16 protein-coding genes are annotated in these 24,545 nt (G+C 52.9%); 8 read left to right on the top strand and 8 right to left on the bottom strand.

The genetic code is table 11. From position 1 onward, the window contains the following. Positions 1 to 77: 77 nt before the first annotated feature. From LOC67_RS05225 to LOC67_RS05240, 4 genes are all read right to left on the bottom strand, one after another. Entirely contained in the window at positions 78 to 2,525 is a 2,448-nt protein-coding gene (locus LOC67_RS05225; RefSeq protein ID WP_230261446.1) for a polysaccharide biosynthesis tyrosine autokinase, read from the bottom strand. Positions 2,526 to 3,952: 1,427 nt separating this feature from the next. Further along, entirely contained in the window at positions 3,953 to 5,212 is a 1,260-nt protein-coding gene (locus LOC67_RS05230; protein ID WP_230261447.1) for an MCE family protein, read from the bottom strand. Positions 5,213 to 5,214: 2 nt separating this feature from the next. Continuing rightward, complete coding sequence (locus LOC67_RS05235; protein WP_230261448.1) at positions 5,215 to 6,051, bottom strand: ABC transporter ATP-binding protein; 837 nt, start codon at positions 6,049 to 6,051, stop codon at positions 5,215 to 5,217. 47 nt (positions 6,052 to 6,098) lie between these two features. Beyond that, positions 6,099 to 6,917 (bottom strand): ABC transporter permease, encoded by an 819-nt coding sequence (locus LOC67_RS05240; protein WP_315861038.1) that lies wholly within the window; start codon positions 6,915 to 6,917, stop codon positions 6,099 to 6,101. Positions 6,918 to 7,316: 399 nt separating this feature from the next. Here LOC67_RS05240 and ileS point away from each other — a divergent pair, with 399 nt between their 5' ends. The 3 genes from ileS to LOC67_RS05255 all read left to right on the top strand — a co-directional run bounded on the left by ileS (position 7,317) and on the right by LOC67_RS05255 (position 12,335). Next, positions 7,317 to 10,850, top strand: a complete 3,534-nt coding sequence (ileS, locus tag LOC67_RS05245) for an isoleucine--tRNA ligase (RefSeq protein WP_230261450.1) — start codon at positions 7,317 to 7,319, stop codon at positions 10,848 to 10,850. Beyond that, positions 10,847 to 11,428, top strand: a complete 582-nt coding sequence (locus LOC67_RS05250; RefSeq protein ID WP_230261451.1) for a phosphoribosylglycinamide formyltransferase — start codon at positions 10,847 to 10,849, stop codon at positions 11,426 to 11,428. The genes ileS and LOC67_RS05250 overlap by 4 nt, the downstream gene beginning before the upstream one ends. 520 nt (positions 11,429 to 11,948) lie before the next feature. Continuing rightward, complete coding sequence (locus LOC67_RS05255) at positions 11,949 to 12,335, top strand: transposase (protein ID WP_230261452.1); 387 nt, start codon at positions 11,949 to 11,951, stop codon at positions 12,333 to 12,335. 236 nt (positions 12,336 to 12,571) lie between these two features. Here the strand turns inward: LOC67_RS05255 and LOC67_RS05260 are convergent, their stop codons facing one another. Beyond that, positions 12,572 to 13,453: a dihydroorotate dehydrogenase electron transfer subunit gene (locus LOC67_RS05260; protein ID WP_230261453.1), complete on the bottom strand. Its 882-nt coding sequence runs from the start codon at positions 13,451 to 13,453 to the stop codon at positions 12,572 to 12,574. Between the two features lie 305 nt (positions 13,454 to 13,758). Here LOC67_RS05260 and LOC67_RS05265 point away from each other — a divergent pair, with 305 nt between their 5' ends. The 4 genes from LOC67_RS05265 (at position 13,759) to LOC67_RS05280 (ending at position 18,784) form a co-directional block, all read left to right on the top strand. Beyond that, positions 13,759 to 15,942 (top strand): alpha/beta hydrolase family protein, encoded by a 2,184-nt coding sequence (locus LOC67_RS05265; protein ID WP_230261454.1) that lies wholly within the window; start codon positions 13,759 to 13,761, stop codon positions 15,940 to 15,942. 433 nt (positions 15,943 to 16,375) lie between these two features. Next, complete coding sequence (gene ilvN / locus LOC67_RS05270; protein WP_230261455.1) at positions 16,376 to 16,909, top strand: acetolactate synthase small subunit; 534 nt, start codon at positions 16,376 to 16,378, stop codon at positions 16,907 to 16,909. Between the two features lie 162 nt (positions 16,910 to 17,071). After that, positions 17,072 to 18,076 (top strand): ketol-acid reductoisomerase, encoded by a 1,005-nt coding sequence (ilvC, locus tag LOC67_RS05275; protein WP_230261456.1) that lies wholly within the window; start codon positions 17,072 to 17,074, stop codon positions 18,074 to 18,076. A 90-nt stretch (positions 18,077 to 18,166) separates the two neighbouring features. Next, positions 18,167 to 18,784 (top strand): DUF4254 domain-containing protein, encoded by a 618-nt coding sequence (locus LOC67_RS05280; RefSeq protein ID WP_230261457.1) that lies wholly within the window; start codon positions 18,167 to 18,169, stop codon positions 18,782 to 18,784. Between the two features lie 214 nt (positions 18,785 to 18,998). On the opposite strand, the gene LOC67_RS05285 is transcribed toward LOC67_RS05280, so the two are convergent. Both LOC67_RS05285 and LOC67_RS05290 read right to left on the bottom strand, forming a co-directional pair. Beyond that, the gene (locus LOC67_RS05285) at positions 18,999 to 21,704 is read right to left on the bottom strand and encodes a serine/threonine-protein kinase (protein WP_230261458.1); all 2,706 of its coding nucleotides are present in this window, start codon (positions 21,702 to 21,704) and stop codon (positions 18,999 to 19,001) included. Between the two features lie 13 nt (positions 21,705 to 21,717). Beyond that, complete coding sequence (locus LOC67_RS05290) at positions 21,718 to 22,344, bottom strand: sigma-70 family RNA polymerase sigma factor (protein ID WP_230261459.1); 627 nt, start codon at positions 22,342 to 22,344, stop codon at positions 21,718 to 21,720. 598 nt (positions 22,345 to 22,942) lie between these two features. Between LOC67_RS05290 and LOC67_RS05295 the strand changes: the two genes are divergently transcribed. Beyond that, on the top strand, positions 22,943 to 23,560 hold the full coding sequence (locus LOC67_RS05295) for an RNA polymerase sigma factor (protein ID WP_230261460.1): 618 nt from the start codon (positions 22,943 to 22,945) through the stop codon (positions 23,558 to 23,560). A 90-nt stretch (positions 23,561 to 23,650) separates the two neighbouring features. Here the strand turns inward: LOC67_RS05295 and LOC67_RS05300 are convergent, their stop codons facing one another. After that, entirely contained in the window at positions 23,651 to 23,851 is a 201-nt protein-coding gene (locus tag LOC67_RS05300) for a hypothetical protein (RefSeq protein WP_230261461.1), read from the bottom strand. Between the last annotated feature and the right edge of the window lie 694 nt (positions 23,852 to 24,545).

Genomic DNA, 24,545 nt, shown 5'->3' on the forward strand with positions numbered 1-24,545 from the left:
AGGGGTTGATTTAACAGCACAATCGAAATTTGAAAGCAGCACCCGTCGCGGGAACGCCTTTCGATTTAGTGTTGGATTCATTTACGAGCAACCGTTAATGAATCATGTCCATTGACTGGTGGAGGAGACTGAACCATTGGCGGTTCCATTTGGTAGCTATCCAGTGGTGATTCCGCATCGTCAAATCGTCTTGTCGAGTTCGTCGTTGTTGACGGTTCGTCAACGCGATAGTGACTTTGGTAGCTGCTCAGATACCCGTATTCATGTTTGGCAAAGTAGTTGTATGCCGAATAGCCAAAGCGGCCATCATCGGGATTGACCACAACGCCATCGATTGTGGCACCTTGTTGACCAAGCAAACTTGAGGCGCGATGCACTAGCGGCGCGTTGTTCGATTTGACTTTGGTGACCAGCAAACAACTGTCAACGCGTGTCGCGATGATCGACGCGTCCGTCACAGCCAAGATCGGTGGTGAATCAATCAAGACGACGTCGTAAACACTACGCATGTGTTCGATGAATTTTGCGAACCGTTGCGACTCCAGCAATTCAGACGGGTTGGACGTTTTCGTGCCGCTCGGACAGAGCGTGAGGTTCAGTTGTTCGCATTCGTTCAGGCACATCGACAAGGCGCGGTGGCCTCGCATCAGGTCGGAAAGACCCAATGAGTTTTCGATTCCAAACACATAGTCAATCATTGGTCGACGCATATCGGCATCGATCAGTAGAACTCGTTTTCCCGTCTGTGCGATCGAGACGGCGAGGTTGCAGATCGTTGTGGTCTTCCCGTCACCGGGGCTTGGGCTTGAAAGTAGAAAGACGTTTTTGTTTTCACGTTTGGCCAGAAGCAAGATCGATGTTCGCAAAGCTCGATAGCTTTCCGCTTCGTTCCCACAAGGCTGATGGAACGTCGCCACCATTGGCGAAATTTTCGAATCGGGGATCGCAGCCTTCTGAAGCTTTCTTGATGATAATTGTGGGGCATGAGCCAAGATCTTTGCCCCTACGGCTGCTTCCACTTCTGTCGGGTTGCGGAATGTGCGATCGCGAATTTCTGCAATCATGGCCAAGACCAAGCCGAGCATGACGCCTGACATCACACCGGAGATTGCGATTTTTGATTTGCTGGGCCAAAACGGAAAGTTGGCAGCTTTGGGCGTCACCAGCAGATCGGTTGCAAACCCGGAGTATTCGTTGCTGAGTGTTAGTTCCTGAAGACGTTTGAAGACTTCGTCGTATCGAGCTTGTGCGCGATCAAGATTGGCACGAAGCGAATCTCCTTTGAGCACAGTCAGCTCGACTTCTTTGGCCAGCTCCGTTTCTCGCTCCGATTGTGCCAGCAGCTCTTGTTCGCGATTGGTGAACTGATTGATGTCGCTTTTAAGGATCTCGAAATAAGTTTTCAGAATCTCAGCCGGTGGAAGGTCGAATGCCTCAGCTGAGTTTGCGTCCGCGACAGATTCTTCGTCCTCGGAATCGGCTGTGCGATATTGGTCGACATAGTCGCGAATGCTTTGGATTTCCGCTTCCAACGCTCGAACGCTTGGGTGTCCAGCGCCATAGGTTGTGCGGAGGACATGTCGTTGACTGGAAAGCCCCATTAACCTTTGGAATTCGACCTGCCAAGACTGACGCTCCATCGCGTTGTCGATTTCTTCTTGGCTGTCGGCAATGTGTTGAACTTTGCGTCGTTCTTTGATTTGGACCAGCGCGTTCAGTCGTGAGATGTCTTCTTGAGACAAGAGCGACATCACTTGAGCATCCGTGACCTCTTCGGGGTCTTTGCCTTTGGTCGCATTGACGATCACTTGACGACGCGAATTGGCATCTGCCAATGCCTGGCGAACTTTGGATAATTCCGTCTCGATGCTGCGAAGCCGTGAACGGTGAACGTCATCGGACAGCCCTCCGGAACCGACAAGTGCGGGAACCGAGGCGACGAATTGACGATACTCTTCATCAGCCAAGCGGAGTTCGTTTTCGTTCTGTGCTTGTGTCGTCGCAATCAGTTCGACCGCTTGCTGTCCGACTGACTTCGATTGGGTTTCGACGTAAGAGTGGTAGGCTTTGAAAACCGCGTCGAGGACTTTTGCGGCGACCTCTGGATCAGAATCTTCGTACGTGGCATTCAGGATACTCGCCTCGCCTGCTTTGTTGATCGCGAGGCCGCGAGAGATCTGACCGACGTTTTTGTCGAGTCCGAAGTCGTCGATCGCCTTCTGCAAAATCTTTGGGCTGGTGAACAGCTGCATGTGAGTTGCAAGGATCTTGTCTTGCACGGGAATCGTTGAATCGTCCGAGGAACGGACTCCCTTACGTGCGATTTCGCTGGACTTTTGCGAAACCAGGACGGTCAAGCTTGATTGGTAGAGCGGTTGTTGTTTTTGGTAATAGATCGTCGCGGCGGTCGATCCGACCAGCAGACCGAAGGCGATCAGATGGATTCGGCGGCGAAGCATTCCGGCCAAATCCAGATTGAAATCTAGCTCTCGCTCGTTCGATTCGGATGCGGGGGCATTTGTCATCAGTGAACCGCTGTTGATTTGGGAGCAGAATTGGAAAAGAACGGCATCAGGAGTTGATACCGGTGAGCGAATGGCATGCGTTCGGAAGATTAAGAAGGCGGGCGATGATCGACCGTTCAGGCACTCGCAAGTTCAGGTTTGCAAGTCCGCCGACCGTAAAGCCTGTTATCAAACTGATGTGGCTGAGACGGATCGGTTTGCGTTTGGCATCAACACAGCAGCGTCGAACGAAAAGCTTTGCTGGCTGAATAAGGCTCTCAGAATGATTCGTTGTCATCGAAGACCTCCGAAATCTTCAAGGAACCGATTGGCGTAGAGATGAACTTTGCAAAGGACCGAGCCGTTAAGCGCGGACTTCGTCCCTTTGGGTGACATCTACACCTTTTCGGGAAGTGGGTTATTCGCATGCCGCTGCCAATCGCATCATCCCGAAGTGGCCAACGAACGATATGGGTTGTAATGGTGATGGCAAGGAACACAAATCGAAATTTCGATTATCAAAACCAAGGGCGTCGATGTTCGTCTTGTCGATCACTACCGAGGATTGGCTTGGAATAGTTCTTGGTGGAATTCGATTGGTCCACGTTTTGTTTGTGCGCGACAGTTGTAACAATCCAACGATGGTTGTTGCATAGACCTGCAGTTGTTCACTGTGTTGGCAGGCAATCAATTCGACTCATCATGTTGTCATCACTGTCATGTCAGTGGTGGCATACTCAATAGGACAGGAATGGATCGTACGTGGACGCTGTTTCTGTTTTCGCGTCGTTTGCCTTGTGTCAATTCGTGTCACCGGCGATGAACATTCGGCGAAGCTGTCTTTTGTTATCCAGAAGAACACGTTCCGTTGACATCGATGCGAATACATCCAACGACGAAAAACTTTGTGATTTAGTACGCGTCCTTCTGAGTCGATTTGTTCAGGGATTAGTTGTTGCTCGAAAAGCATTCATCATTGTCTTGGGGCTGGTACCACCATCAGCCGCAGTATGAATACCTGGGGAACAAGTACCTGAGATCAGTTGCAGTACTTTTCCCACAACAAGCATTCGCCGTACCAAGAAGGCAGCTGATCAACGTGGTTTCAGCCGCTTTAGAGGACGGCAGAACGAGCCATGCAAGCGGGCAATCGCGCAAGGTGAACTTCAGTGCCTGCTAAGCTAACTGCAATGGTGTTGCAGTTGGCACAACTGCGTTGAATCGTTTGCCCAGAGAAGATCTGTCAAAACGCAAGTTACACAGAGATGTTCGCGCGCGTTCACGAACGAACGTTTAAAGGACGCGCAGTCTTGCCTATAGATGTGGCGGGGGGGATGGAGGTCACCGCTTGTCTTCGATAGCAACTATTTGCTGTCTAGTTGTATCTTTTTCGATCAGTGCCCGCCTCTTCGAAGACGGGCCAGTGAAGACGGGGATTCATGGATGGGCTATTTCAGGCCATAACCACTAGGACGTTTGTTAAGTGCTCCACGCACTCCTAGTTCACGTGGGTCCCTCGCGATCTTGTCACTGAAGATTCTTACGTCGTCCATGATCGGACGAAGCTTGGCTGTGGCCATTTCAATGTTCTCAAGGGTTCGCTTTAGGTTCCAATACATTTCGTCGTCCTGCAGTAGGCGTCGAATTGTTCCGTCACTGTTGTTCAGCGTCGCGCCGAAGGATTCGACCTGTCTCAACGTTCGATCAAGGTTCCGCAGGCTTGTCAGTGCTTGGGCAACGATTTCATCGCTGTTTTCGGCGATCGGATCGGTAATGGTCTCAATGTTCTTGATCGCGTTTTCGGCAGAGCTAAAGCTGCGTTTGGCCGATTGCACGGTGTCTCGCACGGCATCAACGGTTTGGTTGACGTTCTTCACGGTCTTCTCCGCTTCGATGCCGACACGTTCAAACTGATTGCCGACTCCACGGAAACTGTCAAAGGTCTCCTGAGTTGAACGGAAGGTCGCTTGTGCTTCGGTCAGCACCGTTGGCAGTTCCGCCATCGCTTGTTTCAGGTCGTCGTTGGCAAGCACCCCTCGGACTTCACGCATCGCGCCTTGAAACTCCACCAATGCTTGTCGGGCTTCTTGTGACAAGTCACCGAGTTCATCGTTTGCGGTTCCGACAACGTTTTGGGCATCGCCAACGAGCTGACTGACGTTGTCACCGACACTCTTCAGCGAGTTGCTCGCGTCTCGAACAGACTGTAGCGTCAGACGGAGTTCGTCTTCCATGTTCGTCAACAGGTCAAACGGGTCGTTGCGTTTAACGTCGCGGCTGATCCACTGTTCGTTGGTGTAGCGTTGCTCTCGCACGACTGGCAGTTGATCGTCCCAGACGGAAACCAGTTCTTCTTCATCCGCCTTATAGAATTCCAGCTTTGCATCGCGCGTGATCAGCGATCCGGTCACGATTCTGGGCAGATACTCGTGAGTCAGTCGATCCTGGTAGGCCGATTCGATGGCAATGCGCACCAACACATCCTTGTCTTGAAGCTTCTTTTCCAAGACTCGGCCGATCTCGACACCACGCAGCAAAACTTTGGTGTTGCTGCTGATGCCATCGGCGTTGGGGAACGTCACGTTGAGTTCAAACTCACGAGTGAGCACCCTTGGGACGGCACCAAAGAGAAACGTCAGGATTATCCCGATGCCGATCGCCGCTATGACTAAAACGCCAACACCGAATCTAAGTCGATTGTCATCCATCGCTATTTCGAAAGCTCCTTCATCCGGTCGCCAGCTTCACCGCGGACGAATTGGCGAACACGTTGGTCAGGCGACTCCTCAAGGCCTTCGGGAGGCCCGTCATAGAGGATCTGTGATGCTTGGCGATCAAGCCTTGTCCTGGGGTAGAACATCAACACTCGATCGGCAACCTTTTGCGCCGTCCGCATGTCATGCGTCACAATCACGCTTGTGACCGGATAACGGCGGCGTACATCAAGCATCAGTTCGTTGATCACGTCGCTCATGATCGGGTCGAGTCCTGTTGTCGGTTCGTCGTAAACGACAAGCTCCGGTTCTAAGATGATCGCACGTGCAAGTCCGACTCGTTTTCGCATACCGCCACTCAATTCACTCGGTCGCTTGCGTACAACGGACTTTGGCAAGCCGACTTCTTGTAGGTGTCGCATCACCCGTTCGCGGATCTCATCTGCGTCGGCGCCTGTTGATTGACGCAGCGGAAAGGCTACGTTGTCAAAGATCGACATGCTGTCGAAGAGTGCCGCGTTTTGGAAAACAAAGCCGAACCGTCGTCGAACATCGCTCAAATGTTGCGGTGACAGTTTCGCAAGATTCAGTTTGTCAAACAGGATTGCACCGCGGGTCGGCGTGATCAGTCCGACCAGTGTTTTCATGAAAACGGTTTTACCGCAGCCGCTTTCGCCAATAACGGCAACCGTTTCGCCTGCGGGGATCGATACGGTCACATCGCGAATGATCGTCTGTGATTCGAAAGTGACTTCGATCTGTTGTGCTTCGACCAGCGGTTTATTAGCAGGTTGTGTTGTTTCCGCGTCAGCCGAATCTGTGTGATCCGCCATTGGCCGTTGATTCGGCTGCAATGGTTCATTGGAAGTTTCGTCACTGCTCATATCTGGAAGCTTGCCCCCGACGGATAGAGCATGAAATAGATCTCATCCAAGATGATGTTAAGCGCCAAGTCGATCGCCAGGATCATCACGAACGAATAAACGAACGCCGAGGTCGCTGCTTTGCCAACGCCGTCCGCACCGGGTTTGCAATGAAAGCCCTGGTAGCAGCTGACGATCGCGATGATGCCGCCAAAGAACACACTCTTGAAGATTCCGCTAAACAGGTCGAAGCCAACCACGCCGTCGCGGGATCGCGTTAAGTAAGCGGCATGGTCGATTTCTAAGATGTTGACGCTGTAGAAGTAGCCTCCAACAATTCCCATGAAGTCTGCCATGATCGTCAATGCAGGGATCAGCATGATGCAGGCCAAGAATCGCGGGACCACCAAGTAGTGAACCGGGTCGGCGCCCATTGTTGTCAGCGCGTCAATCTGTTCGGTGACTCGCATCGTGCCCAGTACCGCAGCCATGGCACTTCCGACACGTCCGGCAAGCATGGTCGCCGCAAGCACCGGTCCCAGTTCACGTACCAATGATGTGTTAATCACCACACCAAGGTGAGTCTCCAGGCCGATCGCGTGAAACTGGTAGTACGTCTGAACGGCAAGAACCATTCCGATAAAGGTCCCCGTTAGCGCGACCACCGGCAGGCTTAAGACTCCGATTTCGTAGAAATTGGTCAGCAGCGTTCCGCGTTGCGGAAGTCGCGAAAAAATCCAGACCAGCATTCGCCAGGCGAATAGTGCGATATCGCCAACCGTTTCGACGCCATCGACAACTGCCGATCCCCACTGGATTACCCAGGCTGAAAGCATCTCCCTGGCCGAAGGCGGACCTTCACTGCCGGATCGCTTTTTGTCGGTGGGAACCGATGTGGACATTGGGAACAGACGCTTGTGATGAAACAGGTTCGGTACCGAAGTAAAGCCGCATTGATACCGAAGCGGCGAAATCGGATTGGTACACCGGATATCGGTCTGTATCGGCAGGGCTGACTTTGCGGATGAGGCAAAGTTGCGGGGTATTTCGGAGTGGCGAAATCACAGGTCTGTCCAGTAGGTCCGCTCGGGGGGACCGCATGCCTCGAAAGGCCGTTTTCACCCGTGAACGTTTCAACTTTCGTCCGTGTCGATTAAATCGCCATCTGCCACTACAATTCCGCCTCCTTCGAGACTGTCTGTACCAATCCCGTCTTAGCTTCCAATTTGACAGCAATGTCCAAATCAGCCGCCGCACCATTTCGCGCTGCCCCTGCCACTCCCAAATTTCCCTCGCTAGAAGAAGAGATTCTGGACTTTTGGAAGCAAAATGGGATTTACGAGAAATCGTTGCAGCGACGTGCTGATGCGCCACCCTTCGTTTTTTTCGAAGGCCCCCCGACGGCAAACGGGATGCCTCACCCTGGGCACTGTCTGACCCGTGCGATCAAAGACGTTTTCCCACGCTACAAGACAATGCAGGGATTTCGTTGTGAGCGTAAAGCGGGTTGGGATACCCACGGCTTGCCAGTTGAAGTTGAAGTGGGCAAGGAGCTAGGGATCCACAGTAAAGAGGAAATCGAGAACTTTGGCGTCGAGCCCTTCATTCACAAATGTCAGCAGTCGGTATGGCGCTACATGCAGCAGTGGCAGCGGCTGACGGAGCGGCTTGGGTTCTGGGTTGATTTAGAAAAAGCCTATGTGACGTACCACCAGAGCTATGTCGAAAGCGTTTGGTGGAGCCTAAAGAATCTGTTTGGTCGTGGTCTGCTGTATCAAGGTCACAAGATCGTTTGGTGGTGGGCGCAAGGCGGAACGGCGCTTTCTAGTGGCGAAGTGGGGCAAGGTTATCGCGAAGTTGCCGACCCCAGCGTTTACGTTTTGTTCCCGCTAGTCGATCAGTCCGATCGCAGTCTATTGGTATGGACGACGACGCCTTGGACGTTGCCCAGCAATATGTATGCGGCGGTGCATCCGGAATTGGAATACACCTTGGTCCGCGATACCGAATCGGGCGACGAAATCTATATGGCGTCGGCTTTGGTGACCAAGATCGCTGAAAAATCCAAGCGTGATTTTGAGACGATCGAAACTTGCAAAGGGACCGATTTGATCGGCCTTCGCTACACACCACCGTTTGACGGCTATAAGGATTCAACCGGTGATCCACAGGGAAGCTTGGTGAATCCTGATGGCGATCAGACTTCGCTACACCATTATTGGCGAGTTGTCGAAGCAGACTTTGTGACAACCGACAGCGGTTCTGGCATCGTTCACCAAGCCGCCGCGTTCGGCGAGGTCGACTATGAAGTGTATGACCGAGAACGCCGTCGTTTTGTCGAAGGCGAACAACCGAAGCTGCTCTGCGCGGTCGGACCTGACGGAAAGTTCGTCGAGGCGGTCAGCGATGACTTGATCGGCACATGGGTCAAAGACGCCGACAAGCCTCTATCGCGTGAACTGAAAGAACGCGGCCTGATGTTTTTGCAAGAACAGTACTTGCACGACTACCCATTCTGTTGGCGAGCAGACCAGGATCCGTTGATCCAGTATCCACGGGAAAGCTGGTTCATCCGGACAACGAAGTTCCGGGATCTGATGTTGAAGAACAACTCGCAGATCGGATGGCAGCCTGAGCATATCCGTGACGGCCGATTTGGGAACTTTTTAGAATCCAATGTCGACTGGGCGCTGTCGCGTGAACGGTATTGGGGAACCCCATTGCCGATTTGGGTTTGTCAAGAAACTGGCCGGATGGAAGCGATCGGAAGCTACGACGAGCTACTGGCAAAGCCGGGCGTCTCCGGTACCGAAGTTTGGGAAAAGGCCAAGGCTGCCGATCCAAATCTGGTCGACGATTTGCGTGTTCATAAGCCCTATATCGATGAGGTGACTTACGCGTCGCCGTTCGCCGAAGGTGCTCGGATGAAACGCGTCAGCGAAGTCATCGACTGTTGGTACGACAGTGGTGCGATGCCCTTTGCTCAGTGGGGATGGCCGCACGGTGGCGACAAAGAATTCAAATCTCAGTTCCCAGCTGACTTTATCTCCGAAGCGATCGACCAGACGCGAGGATGGTTCTACAGCCAGCTTGCGATCGCGACGATGTTGTTTGGCGAAGGCGCCTCGATCTATGAAGAAGGCTACGAGGCTGCCGCTTCGGATACCGCCTCGGCAAACAAGTCGATCTCCGATGCCGATTATCCGGTGCCGTTTCGAAACTGCATTGTCTTGGGATTGATGTTGTCGCAGTGGTGGGAAGCCCAGGATGACGATGGCAAAAAGATCATCGCGTTAGAAGAGGCCGAAACCAAGCAGCATCAAGGCAAGAAGTTCAGCAAGCAGATCGGCAAAATGTCCAAGAGCTTGCGGAACTACCGTAGCCCCGAAGAGATCTTCGATCGCTACGGTGCCGATGCCTTGCGTTGGTATTTGTTTGCCAATCAAGCACCTTGGAACTCGATCATTTATGCCGAGCAGTCGATCAAAGATTCGATCCCTGAATTCCTATTACGGCTCTGGAACACGTATAGCTTCTTTTCGATCTACGCAGAAATCGACGGATTCGATCCGCGTGAAGCGACCGCAGCCGATGATCAACTTTCGCCCGAATCATTGGCGTCTGCTCCGAAGTATCGCCCTGCAGCACAGCGAAGTGAGATCGATCGTTGGATCCTTTCAGAGCTGCATCAGGCAACCGCCAAGGTAATCGATCGGATGGACGCGTTGGATAACTACAACGCCTGCCAAGCGATTTCGTCACTGTTGGATGGACTGAGCAATTGGTATGTGCGTCGAAGCCGTGATCGCTTTTGGGCCAGCGATAAAGATTCGCAGGACAAGCACGATGCCTATTGGACTTTGTATGAAACGTTGATCCAGTTGACTAAGCTCGCCGCTCCGTTCACACCATTCTTGGCCGATTCGCTTTGGCAGCGATTAACCGAACCTTTTGCCGGCAAGGTGCTCGAAAGTGTTCACCTTTGCGATTACCCGACCAGCAATAAAGAGGTCATCGACCAGGAACTGTCCGAGTCGATGCGACTGCTGCGTGAGATCGCGTCTTTGGGGCGAGCCGCACGAGCCGGTGAGAAGTTAAAAGTTCGTTTGCCATTGTCGGAAGTGACCGTGATTCTGACGGACGATTCCAAGATCGGCTGGTTGCAAAATCACGACGCATTGGTTCGTGAAGAGCTGAACGTCAAGGCGGTTCACTACACCACCGAAGGCGATCAATATGTGCAGTACACTGTGGTGCCAAACTTCAAACGCTTGGGCCCCAAAGTCGGCAAGCAAGTTCCTGCGGTCAAAAAGGCTTTAGCCGATGCGGACGGCAACGAACTGTTGGCGGCGTTGCAATCCGAGGGCGTTGTCAAATTGGCTTTGGGAGACAGCTCCATCGAGCTAGACAGCCAAGACATCGAAGTGCGACTGAAAGCCAAAGACGGCTGGGCGGCGGCTCAGGGTGTAGGCTGTGTCGTTGTCTTAAATACCGAAGTCACGCCTGAGCTGCAGCGTGAAGGGATCGCGAAAGACCTGATCCGTGCGATTCAAAATCAGCGCAAAGAGATCGATTGCCAATACACCGATCGGATCGAGGTCGCTGTCGAGCCAGGAGCTGACCAGGTGGCTGAGGCGATCCAGGAGCATGGCGACATGATCAGCGACGAAACGTTGGCTGACAGCCTCTCCGTAGGCAAGTTCGATGATGCTCCTGCTGCCAGCTCGGAGCATGGTGCTGTCTACGTTCGCAAGGTGGTCGGCAAATGAGTGAGAAGCAATCGCTGCCCATCGCCGTATTCTTAAGCGGTGGTGGAAGGACTCTGGAGAATTTGTTGGTGCACCGTGACCAGCATGGTTTGCCGATCGACATTCGATTAGTCATCAGCAGCCGAAGTGACGTGCGCGGAGTTGACATCGCAAAGGATGCCGGAATCGAAACGCTTGTCATCCGTAAACGAGATCACGGCGAGGAGGATTATTGCAAAGCGATGTTCGATCCGGTCCGGGCTTGCGGTGCCAAGTACGTCGTCATGGCAGGCTTTCTGAAGCACGTGATGATCCCACCAGATTTCGAAAATCGGGTGATCAATATCCATCCGTCATTGTTGCCGGCGTTCGGTGGCCAAGGCATGTATGGTCACAACGTTCATTCAGCGGCGATCAAACGCGGTGTCACAATCAGTGGGTGTACCGTCCATTTCGTGGACAACCACTACGACAACGGCCCGATCATTTTGCAACGTGCCTGTGAAGTCACCAAGGAAGACACTCCAGACAGCCTAGCCGCAAGGGTGTTCGAGCAAGAATGCCAAGCCCTTCCCGACGCGATCCGAACATTGGTTTGAGCAACCATCAGCTGAGCCGTTATCGCGCCAGCGACGGTTGTTTGTGCGGTGATGAATGGTTGATTGATTCAACCGCGGCTAGCGCCTTTGCGGCTCAAGGAAAGTGGACTGAGCCGTAATCGCGCTAGCGACGGTTGTTTGTGCTTTGCTGCATGATTGTTTGATTCAACCGCGGCTAGGGCCTTTGCGGCTCAGGAAACAGGACTAAGCCGTTCTCGCGCTAGTGACGGTTGTTTGTGCTTTGCTGCATGATTGTTTGATTCAACCGCGGCTAGCGCCTTTGCGGCTCAAGGAAAGTGAACTGAGCCGTAATCGCGCTAGCGACGGTTGTTAAATTTACACTTGTTCTTGTTGCGATTTTGGAAACCTAAAATGGAACGTTGATCCAAAAATCACCTGCCCCGTTCCGAAAAACATGGCAACTCATCTCACCAATTGCGCAGGTCTTTTCCTGACTTGGTCCGTGTACGGGACGTTTCTTCAAGGTGATGCTCGCTGGTGGCGACGGAAAACAACGGGAATGTCTCAGCCACAACCTCTACTTCAGCAATGGCACCAAGATCGATTAAGCCACGAAGTGATTTTGCTTTCGGATGAGCATCAATGTGTGGTCGATCGAGTGATCCGATCCCATTGTGACCTTCGTGGATGGAAACTTTGGGCCGTCAGCACACGAAGCAATCATGTGCATGTAGTCGTGACGGCCCCTGACATCGAGATCACTAGAGTACGCGATCAGCTGAAAGCGAATGGAACCAGAGCGGTACGAGAAATTGACCGTCGTTTTATTGGACGACCCGTTTGGACGACGAAAGGGGACATCCAGGTTTTAAGAACCGAGACCGCTCTAGAGCAGGCATTGGTCTATGTTGAGGAAGCACAAGATCGAATGGATCGAGGTAAGTAGCGTCGGGTCGATTCAGGCAGTTTGAACTGAGCCGTGATCGCGCTAGCGACGGTTGTTTGTGCTTTGCTGCATGGTTGTTTAATTCAACCGCGGCTAGCGCCTTTGCGGCTCAAGAAAATTGAACTGAGCCGATATCGCGCTAGCGACGGTTGTTTGTGCTTTGCTGCATGATTGTTTATTTCAACCGCGGCTAGCGCCTTTGCGGCTCAGGTGTTTTGGACTGTGCTGTGGTTGCGTTACCAAACGATTTTGTCGGATTCGAAAATGGGGCCTTCGACACACGTCCGTTTGTAGTCCCATTCGCCGTCGTCTTGCTTGACTTTGGCAACACACGAAAAGCAAATACCGATGCCACAGGCCATTGGAGTTTCCATTGAAACCTGGCAATCGATTAGCCGGCCTTCACTGCGGAACTTCTGGCATACCTCGGCGACCTTTTCCATCATGATTTCGGGGCCACAGGTAACCACTCGAACCGTTTCTTTCGCATCAAGCTCTTGCAGACGCTCGGAGAGCACATCAGGTACCAGGGCTTGTGTTCCGGCTGACCCGTCGTCGGTACACAAGGTGATGTCGAATCCGGCGGATCGAAATTGCTCGACACCTGCGTGAAGCGAGCTTCGCCTTGCACCGTAAATCACTTCCGCGTGCTTTGCCCATCCCGCGGCACGACCGAAGGATTGTGTTCCCAAGGCTTCACGGCCGAGCAACAGCATTGGCGTTTGCCCGATACCTCCGACGGCCATGATCAGTCGATCGCATTGGCGGTTGGCAAAACCGTTGCCCAGTGGTCCCCAAAGTGAAACCTTGGTTCCAACCGGACTCGCCGCGCACGCCGTGGTGAAGCTGCCCTTTTTAAGGTAGATCAGATCAACAAAGGTGGGCGTCCCGTCCGCATCAGGTAAGACATCCCAGACCGCGAAAGCTCGACCAATCAGTGGGGCGTTAACGTCGGCGAGTCGGATCATCACAAACTGCCCCGGAACACAGCGATCAGCGATCGCTGGGCACGCCACTCGCAACCGGTAAGTGGACTCCGCAATCAACTCGTTTTGCACCAATTCGGTTTGGTGCTGAACAAGTTGGTCGGCGTAGTATTCAGCGTGCAACGATGACATGTTTGAATCTGCTTGTCACAGGGATGCGTTTCACGGCGAATTGGTTCTGCACTCGGAAACGGTCATCCGTTGAGGGCAACCTGAATCGTGATGCGTGGATACCATTCGTCGTGATCGGGAAACGTTGATGGCCCATCAAATGGTCAGCCAGAGGCGAATTGCCAGCCGAATATTCGAGCGCCGTCGCACTACGGTAACGAAAAAGGGTTAAAACAGTGAAGCCCGCCGGGTGGAAATTTTGATCCCCCGCCCTGCCCTACCCTCCCCTTCCCCGCCCCAACAACGATTGACGCGAGAGTTTTCCGATGATTCGATCTGGACTGGCTTATTCTTTGGCGGCCTGCTTGATCTGCTTTTCCGCGATCACAATCGCTCAAGAAAAAACGAACGCTCAAGAAAACACGCCGAAACCGAATTCGGCTGACCACACCGCGGAACAGTCACCTCCACTAAAAACATTGAACGGCCATTTTCCGTTCGAAGTTCCCTCGACGGCTGAGCAATGGGAGGAACGCAGGCTTCAGCTTCAGCGTCGTGTCTTGGTTGGGACGGGGCTCTGGCCATTGCCCGAGAAAACTCCGCTGAATCCTGTCTTTCACGGCAAAATCCAGCGAGACGGATTCACCGTCGAGAAGGTGTATTTTCAGTCTTTGCCCGGGCACTATGTCTCGGGGATGTTGTTTCGCCCGTCAGAAGATAACTCGTTCGGGATCGTCGATGGGAAACGGCCCGCCGTCTTGTCGCCCCATGGGCACGGCGGACGAACGATGAAACTAAGCGATGGTGAGTTGGCAAAGCAGCTTGAAAGCGGCGGTGAGATATTCGAAAAGTCTGGACGCTATCCCAAACTTGCACGCTGTGCCCATCTTGCGCGAATGGGATGTGTGGCGTTTATTTTTGACATGGTGGGCTACGCCGATTCGCAGCAAATTTCTTATCAGATTGCCCATCGACACGCCGAAGCACGACCGGAGGAAACCGATCGGGAAAATCCCTGTTTCTACAGCATTGAAGCCGATCTGAACCTGCAGTCGATCATGGGTTTGCAAACCTGGAACGCAATCCGGTCACTGGACTTTTTGAGCGAGTTGCCCGATGTCGATCCAGATCGCTTGGCTGTAACCGGTGGCAGCGGCGGCGGAACGCAGACGATCTTGTTGTCCGCGATTGATCCTCGTGTCAAAGTCGCCTTTCCCAACGGAATGGTTAGCACCTCGATGCAAGGTGGATGCTACTGCGAAAACTGCAACTACTTGCGTATCGGAACCGGCAATGTCGAACTGGCGGCACTCTTTGCTCCGAAGCCACAAGGGATGACTGCCGCAGATGATTGGACCAAGGACATGCTTGCCGATGGCTATCCAGAGCTACAGAAGCTTTATGCGATGCTTGGAAAACCCAACAACGTGATGTGTGGCGATTTACTGAAGTACCCACACAACTACAACTACGTGACACGCTCGATGATGTATCCCTGGATGGCGAAACACCTGGGCCTAATAGGTGATGGCCTGTCGGGCGATGTACCGCTAACGGAATCCGATTTCGAGCCGTTCACTGAATCCGAGATGGCGGTTTACAACGATCAGCATCCCGCTCCGAAAGAAACCGGTGTCGAACATGAACGCCGAGTTTTGAATTGGTGGTCAAGGCAAAACAGTCGTGCTCTTTCCAAAACGATTCCCGATCCCAATTCCGACAAGGCCACAGAGCAGCTAGCTCAGTTTCGAGAAGTTGTAGGAGGTGCGTGGCGTGTCATCTTTGATCGTCAGCTACCCGATCGAAGTGAATTGGTGACAGAGGTGATGTCGGATCAGACCGAAGAGGGTGTCCGTCTACGCCGGCTCTTGGTTTCGCACCCAACGTGGAAGTCTGGTGTCGAGATGATTGAACTTTCTTCGGCCAAATCGGGGGCCAAGCCAAAGTCGATTGTCGTCAATCCAAGCCACGACGGGATGCAGTCGAAATGGTTGGATTCTCGGACGAAAGTCGCGTTCTTGGAAAACTATCCTGACTCTACTTTGGTCGTGCCGTTTCTGTTGGCACCAGAGCGTCGCGAGGGCGAGCTTGTTCAGCCTTTGATTGACGACCCGCGAAGCTATTCCGGATTCACGTTTGGTTACAACCGCCCGCTGCTAGTGAAGCGATATGATCAAACATTGTGTGCTCTGGCATCGATCGAGCGCGGCAGTGAAACCAACATCCGATTGGTCGGCCAGTTCCCTGCCGTGATCGCAGCCGGTGTGTTTGCAGCCGATCAGGTGGACGAGCTGGTGCTTACCAATCCGAGCTATCGATTTGGTAGCGTCAGCCACTATCGAGACGCCGATTTTGTGCCGGGAGCGTCCAAGTATTTCGATTTGCCAGGGCTGGTCTCCTTGCGAGCCCCGCATGTGATCGAAGTTGACGGCGGCGAAGTTCCCGAATTGGTGCAACAGGTTTACTCTGCCGCAAACGCGGCCGATGCGGTACGGGTTTCGGAGCGTTGAGCCTCCGGATTGTTGGGCCTCAGGATTATTGATCCTCCGGATTGAAGCTGTCTCCACCCATCAAAACGCTTCAGAAAGCCTTGCGAGAATCCCAGCTGGAAGACCGATCGCACCCTCCAACTGGAGGGTTTTTGATCTGGTTGAGGCGAGGTTAGGGCATCAGGGCCGCTTCGAGGCGGCGCCCAGATATGGGGGGTGCGAGGGGCTCGCAGGGTGTTTGAGGCGATTCCAGCGGCTGAAAGATGCAGTGAAAGTTCGAATTTGGGGTCAACATTGACGGCAATCCGGATCAAATTCACCCAATTCCGAACCAAATCCTGTGGTGGACTGTCTGCCCTGCTCCGGTGCCCTTGCTGCTATCAGCGGGCAAAATTATCCTACCGGGCTCAAATTTTGGCTCGTTCCTTACCCCTTTACGGTGAAATCTGGTCTCATGTCCAGCCCCACACAGCGACACGTTCTTTCCTCCTTGGTGCAGAACGTTCCCGGTGTGCTTGCCCACATTTCTGGGATGCTTGCCTCGCGTGGTTTTAACATCGACTCATTGGCAGTCGGTGCAACCGAAGACGATACGCTATCGCGAATGACGTTCGTCGTCGTCGGTGATGACCGAGTTCTCGAACAAGTTCGCAAGCAGCTGGAGAAGATCGTCACCGTCGTACGCGTGATCGATGTCAGTAGCCGAGATTTTGTTGAGCGTGATTTGTTGCTGGTCAAAGTCCAAGCAACGCCGGGCCAAAAGCGAGCCGAAATTCGTGAGTTGGTCGATATCTTTCGCGGCAAGATCGTTGATGTCGGACCCGATGAACTGATGATCGAAATCAGTGGTCGTGAGAACAAGGTCCAGGCATTCATCGAACGCATTCGACCCTACGGAATCACCGAGTTGGTCCGCACGGGGCGAGTCGCAATGGTACGTAGCGACGCCGACCTAGTGGTCGCCGAACAGACCAAGGCCACCGCCTAGTCTAAGTCGGCAAAACGTCCAATTGCGATCTGGCGTCAACGCCGTTGACGCCCATTTGAGGTGTGGCCGCAGAGCGTTTCTTATCCGCTGCTAAATGACCACTCCGCATTTTCAAATTTGAACCCATTCCTTCCTCAACCCGTTCACCCTACTGCTTCATCTATGGCTGCAAAAGTTTACTACGACAACGATGCCGATCTCTCGCACTTGAAAGGCAAAACTGTTGCGATCCTAGGCTATGGTTCGCAAGGTCACGCCCAAGCTCAGAACCTTCGCGATAGCGGCGTCAACGTCATCATCGGTCAACGTCCCGGTTCGGCTAACTATGACTTGGCCGTTTCGCATGGCTTCAAGCCATTGTCGATCGCCGATGCGACCAAGCAAGCTGACGTCATCAACATCTTGCTTCCAGATGAAGTGCAAGCCGACGTCTACAAAAACGACATCCAGCCAAACCTTGAAAAAGGCAACGTGCTGATGTGCTCGCACGGTTTTAACATCCACTTCCAACAAATCGTTCCTCCAACGGGAATCGATACTCTGTTGGTCGCTCCAAAGGGCCCCGGACACCTCGTTCGTAGTGAGTACGAAAAGGGTGGCGGTGTTCCATCGTTGATCGCTTTGGGTGAAGACGCTAGCGAAGAAACCAAGCAAATCGGTCTGGCCTACGCAAAAGGTATCGGCGGCACCCGTGGTGGTGTCATCGAGACTTCGTTCAAAGAAGAAACCGAAACCGATTTGTTCGGCGAACAGGTTGTGCTTTGCGGTGGCGTCAGCGAATTGGTAAAGGCTGGCTTCGAAACATTGGTTGAAGCCGGCTACCAACCTGAAATGGCTTACTTCGAGTGCATGCACGAGCTGAAGCTGATCGTCGATTTGCTGTACCAAGGCGGTTTGAGCTACATGCGTTACAGCATCAGCAACACCGCTGAGTACGGCGACTACGTCACCGGACCACGCATCATCACGCCTGAAACCAAGGCTGAAATGAAACGTGTTCTGACCGAAATTCAGAACGGTACCTTCGCACGGAACTGGATCTTGGAAAACCGTGGTGGAGCTGCATTCTTCAAAGCGACCCGTCGCCAAGAACGCGATCACGGTGTTGAACAAGTCGGCCGTGGCTTGCGAAAAATGATGTCCTGGATCGAAGAAAAAGAAGTCTAGGATTTACGTCGAACCGTTTCGCGGCGGGACTGATTAAGTTTGCCGCGAAACGTCGTACCGACCGCTTAAGGCATCAACAAGGAGAAAGCCATGTCTGGAACTAGTGTCGCGCAGCAACAGCTACCCACCGTTGCTGAGATTACTCAACTGCAAATCGACACCGTTGCGGCATGGCATGAAGGGCCGATCGAGAATACCTATGATGGTTTTCTCGAATTGGTTTGCCGACAGCATGAGTTCAACTATCGGCTTTGGCACCAAGAGGACATTGCCCGTAGCCCATCGGCGGACGATGAAAAGATTGCCGAGGTAAAACGGGCGATCGATAAGCTCAATCAAGCTCGCAACGATATGATCGAGAAGCTCGATGATGCGATTACCGAGACGCTGCAGCAGCTTCATATTCAGCCGCTTGCGAATGCACCGCTGAACACCGAAACCTCTGGCAGCGCGATCGACCGTCTGTCAATTATGTCGCTGCGGCTGTATCACTATCGCGAACAGCTCGAACGTGATGACGCGGATGCCGAACATCGCAACAAAGTCGCGGCAAGAATCGATCTGTGTCAGCAGCAACACACCGATCTTTCGAATTCGCTTCAGCAATTGCTCGATCACATCTTCGATGGCAAAGTTTGCCACAAAACTTATCGGCAGATGAAGATGTATAACGATCCGTCATTGAATCCCGAGATCTACAACGCGTAGGGATCGTAGGACGCGATCGCGGGAAGCGTTGCTGACTACCGGCCTGTTCATTCATGGTCGCCTTTCACTCCGTGGAAGGAGCGTTCTTTTCGGCTGGTTTCGTGGAATCGAAGGCCGCTTTGGGAAAGTCCAGAGCTGAAGTTCAATAGGTTGCTATCGTTCGGCGGCTCCAAGCTAGGCAGACGCATCACGTGGCGGGCAAGCTCTTTGCGGTCTAGGACTCGTCGTCGCCTGAACGCGATGGCTGTTTGCGTTGAAGCGACTTTGCTTTCTGGCGGTAGAAATCTGCCGATTCAAGTCGGCCAGCCTCTTTTTCCAGCCGGACCAGCGTCCACAGGTGTCCTTCGAGCCATTTCTTGCCGAAGAAAGATTCGGGACGCATCTGCAAGTATTTCTCTTGTCTTGAAACGGCAGCACGGAATGCCAAGCGGGCATCTTCTTCATTGCCCAGCCGAAGTTGGCATTCGGCATGGGATGCGATCGCGTGTGCGGTAAACATCAAGTAGTCGTAGACATTGGGGAACTGCTTGCACAGCCGAGAATAGATCGCGACAGATCGTCGGTGGTATGGAGCGGCCTCTTCCAGCGATGTTCTTGCAGCGAGGCTACCACAGGTCGAAAGCGATCTGGCGAGTGATGCTTGATATCGCGGGATGGCTGGGTATTCGGCGACCAATTGTTCCGACAATTCAAGTGCACGGCGAGCTTGGTCTTCTTTTTCGGTTGGTCGTGCACTGCCAAACTTGGAGCATGCTTCCAGCAATTCACTAAGCTCGCAGCGATAATCTGGGACATCGGGATAGTCGTTGACGAGGTCTTCGAGAATGCAGATGGCGGATGCTTCTAAGGCTCGCGAGGTCTGGCGGTCGTTCCTAAATGACGAAAATCGGTGGTCGCGATAAGCTTTCGCGAGTGTGTGTCGATAAATGGTTTCTTCAGGGAACTCATCGACCAACTTTTCTAGTAGGGCAATCGCCGATCGGTGTTTGACGTTGCTATCTCTGAATGCGTGCAGCCACCAGAGAACTTTTCCAAGGTTATGATTGCTGAGTGCAAGCATGTAGCGAAGTTTCGCCGAGTCGGGTGCCTCGTTGTCGCGATTGTTTAGCAGCCCGATGGCATTGAACAGTTGTTCGCGAGCTTCCTTATGGCGATATTCCGCGTTCAGCACGATGGCCAGGCGGTTATAGGTCTCGGTGATTCTTACCAACCTTTCGAAGCTGGGCGTTTCTTCCATCGACTGAAGCGTTTTCAGTTCGCTGCGGTAGGCAGACTCTGCATCACGCAGGTGCCCGAGCCTTTCGTAAATCCCTCCCACTCGTCTATACGCACGTGCGGTGTCACGATTAAGTCTTGGATCGCCTTCGTTCTGTTCGGCAAACTGTTCGTAGAACGACAGGGCTTCTTGCAATACCGAGGCGCTGCGATCAGAAACGACAAACCGCATTTCCGCAGGCCCGGTTTCTTGATCGGAATCTAAGACCGACGGGTGTTCCATCCAATCCGATTCGAACCTTTCCAGCAATCGATCCATCGAATGCAGCGCGAGGCTAAGGTTCGATTCCGCTCGGCCGCCCTCGGCTACGGCTCGTCGCCACTGCAGGGTCACCATCAGCATGGAAACGGTGATACAAAGCAACAGTGCGAAACTCATGCAGGCGGCCGCAGGGTTCCGCCGGGACCATCGTCGCAGTCGATCGATTGAGCCGGTCCTTCGTGCCTGGATGGGACGATCGTGAAGATAGTTGTCGAGATCGTCGGCGAATGCCTGGGCGGTAGGGTATCGCGAGTGTGGCTCGCGCATGACCGCCTTCATGATGATCGTTTCAAGATCCTTCGGAATGTCTTTGCTGATCGATCGAGGCGGCGGGACATCACCATCAAGAACCTTACGCCGGATCTCGCTACGGCTAATTCCGCCGATCGCTGTTTGGTATGTCAGAAGCTCGTAAAGCGTCAGGCCCAAACTGTAGACGTCGGATCGGACATCAGTGATTCCGTTGAGGCGTTCGGGAGCCATGTAGGGCAATGTTCCCACGATATCGCCGGTGCGGCTGATGGGGTCGTGCGTGAGTTCATGTGCCAGTCCGAAGTCGGTTACCCAAACACGCCAGTCGGCATCCAAGATCAAATTTGATGGTTTGATATCGCGATGAAGGATGCCTTTTTGATGGGCGTACTGCAATGCTTCGGCAACTTGTTTGCCGATATGGGCAATCCGGTGCCAGTACTGTCGTCCGCGACGAAGTTCTTCAGTGGTTTCACCGTCTGGCTTGCCGGCATCGCCTATCAAACGCTCTGCGGATTCTAGCTTGGGAGTTTCGCGGGAATGTGATTGGCGGTGTGAAAGCAGTTCACGCAAAGGCTCGAAGCGGGAATCATGTTGATCGCATTTTACGCCTTTGGTGAATTGATCAAGGGTCATCCCGTCGATCAGTTGCATCACAAAGTAATGCAGTCCGTCTTGTTCCCCAGTTCCATAGACAGGAACGATGTTGTGGTGATAGAGCCCCGCGACCATCTTGGCTTCTCGCTCGAAACGGATCAGATGGTCAGAGTCTTCGAACGCTTGAGCGGGAAACACTTTCAGGGCGACGCGGCGATGCAGCGATTGCTGTTCTGCTTCAAAGACGATCGCCATTCCGCCACGGCCAATTTCGCGAATGATCCGATAGTCACCCAGTTGTTCAAGGCGGTCAACGCGAAGCTGAACCGGCCTCGGTGAGGATTCTTTGACCCGATTTTCTTTTACGCTTTCCATCGCCAGCATCATCGGAAAAAGCGTTAGGATGTCATCCTTGGCTTCTTCGTGTCGCGAAGCAAATTCTTCGATGCTGACACCGGAGCCGTTTCGCCACTGTTCTAGAAACTGTTCACAGAGGACTTCGACCGGTTCGCGCTGTTCCGTTGATCTTACCATCGGTATTGCCCAGTCATTGATTCCCACTGTGGGACAGCACAACATCGCGAAGTCGTTTTAACGCTCGCACATATCGGTTGCTGGCAGCAGCGGCTGAGAGATTGAGTACTTCGGCAACTTCGTTGTTTTTCAGTTCTTCGAAGTGTCGCAGGATAAGCACCTCGCGGTCCGTCGCGTCCATCGATTCCAATGCCCGCTCGACTCGTGCGACCATCTCGTCATGCATCACCACCTGGCTCGGCGAAAGCTGGCTTTCAACGATTTGGAGTGCCCAGGCGTGAGATGTCTTCGAGCTGTAGGCGGATTGGGATAACGAAATCTCCGTTTTGATGCTGCGTTTTTCAGCTAGCAAGTGGGCGCGATGGTTATCGATCAACCGTTGCAATGTGATCTGGCGAAGCCAAACGTAAAAAGACAGTTCGGGCTTCTTCAGAAAATGTTCGATCCGACGAAACGCATCCAAGTACGCTTCTTGCAAAATGTCAGAAAGGTCGGTTCGAGTCCGGAGGCGTGTGTCCACGTGGTGAAATAACAGCTTCTTAAGGCGTGTGCGATGGACCGAAAACAATTCCGCAAACGCATCCTGTCCGCCCGACATTAGGCGGCTGCGTATCTCTTGTTGTTCGAAGTCTTCGACCATCTTGATTAGTCGTTTCGCCAGACTGTTTCGTGGGGCTGTCAGGACAACTTGTCTGCTGCCATGAAGCATGTTTCATTTCCAACGACTGATGGCTACATGCGCATCAATCAGCCCTAGAAATCCTACCGCGCTAGAAATCCTACCACGCTAGGCATGCTTCGTTCTTGGCATCCTTCGTTACGTCCTGCAAGCACGACATCCTGCAAACACGAATGAGTCTTGCGGGTTGGCACGCTTCGTTCGCAGGTGCGAACTGAGAATCTCACCTGAGAGCCTGACTTGCTATGAAGCTTTGAATCGTTTCGCAAATGAACAAAAACAGTTCATTCGCGAAATGGATTTGTTGCTCGTGTTGCAAGTTGAGGCTCATCCAAACCGGCGATTTCCAACCACTCATCAGAACGGGATACCAGGGAAAATTAAACAACAAAAACAGGTTCGTTGACGAAGTAGAGCATTTCTAGATGCCCCTTTGTCATTGGTAAAGAATTCAATGAAAAGCTGTTGAATCTTCGCTACCGCTACGTTGTTTCCTCTAGGGCCACTTCACTGAATCATTTTACTCCTTAGCCCGCCTGCTTCTGCCCCCCCTTTCTGTATGATTGCCCCCGCATCGACATTCGACCGATACCTTGAAGACGAAGGCGTCCAACTGATGCTCAAGCTTCAGCAGGGCGAACTCGCCGCACTCGACGGTCTGATGGATCTCTACGCGCCACTGGTTTCCGCGGTCGTTCGAGGCGTCTTCGGCTCACAAGAAATCGACGAAGACGTCAGCCAAGAAGTGTTCCTACGAGTCTTCCAGTCTCGCAACAACTATGTCCCCACGGCAAAGTTCTGCACTTGGCTTTCGCTTATCACGAAAAACTATTCGCTGAACGTTCGGCGCAACCGGGCGCGTCGAAAATCAGTTGCCGTTGATGCTTCGGGTTTGGAAGTAGGGCTCGACCACATTGAGTCCAATTCAACGGATATTGAAGAGAGCCCTTCGGCAGGGATACGGCAAGCTGAATTGAATGCAAGCTTGCGTTCAGCGATCAATCGACTGATCCCACGGCAACGTCAAGCGATCGAAATGGTCTACTACCAAGGTCTAAGCTATACCGAGGTCGCTACTTTGCTCGAGATCTCTCCACAAGCGATCAAGTCACTGCTCGCACGCGCTCGGGCGAGACTAAGAGAGTTGCTTCCCGAGCATTTTGATGAGCTGAACTGATCTGCGGCCGTTCTCTCCGATTCTCGGACCGGATTGATTTGCCGAGGGCGAATTGCATCCTTCGTGCGGAGTCGGATGCCTTGCCAAAGATCAGCGGCGCGACATTCGTAGGTTGGACGTTCCGAAATCTGCCTCGCGAGCGCTCGGAAGGTTTTGCTGACTAAACGGAGTCAGGGAGCCTTTGGGGAAATGAAATGCTTTGATGTCAGGATGTGGGGTTCCTTCCAGCATGCCTACTTTCACAACGGTCCCGTCTGCTAACTCAAGGGTGTAATCCAAGTCTTTCATCATTCACCTAGTCGTTCGTTTATTGCTAAACCAAAGCACAGCTTTATCTGCGTCGAAGCACAGGGCTATCTGCTTTGCTTAGCTATCCCAAAGGCAATCCGTGCCATTGAAGAACGTGATTGTTACTAACAAGTTTGCATCCAGTTTTGGAATATTTGCAGCTTCTCTATCTTTTTTGATTCATCCAATGATTTGCCCCCCAGGTCCAGGGGAGCCCGTCTTGCAACTAGGGTCGGAACAGGACGAATTATTGGAACGATGTCTACTTTGAAGCTTGGCACATGAACACAAGTTCCTGTGGCAAATCTTGTGTAGGTCGATGCGATCTTGCACGTGCTGCGCTTCAGATCACAAACCTATTTGCATCTAGCATGCGATGGCTGCACTGTGACGCACGAAGATGCGGCGAGTTCCAAAGTTCTCGAGATTGGATGGAAGCGTTCATCGCGTATTGCGTTCGTCAGCCCCGTCATCTGAACATGCGAATCTGATTGGCCACGTATTGTCGCCCTTCACTCCGTGAAGGTAGCGTTGTTCCCCCGGGCATGAAGCAGTCCAAGACGGCTTTGTGAGAGATCAAAACGGAGATACCGACAGCATTACGGCATTGGAGCGAACTGCACAAAAGTTATCGCACTGTAGAGGGTGTCGTCGAGCGATCACTGGAAGAGGGAACTCGCCCGGTGTCGATGTCGGC

Origin of the sequence: Stieleria sp. JC731, assembly GCF_020966635.1 — a bacterium.
GTDB lineage: Bacteria > Planctomycetota > Planctomycetia > Pirellulales > Pirellulaceae > Stieleria.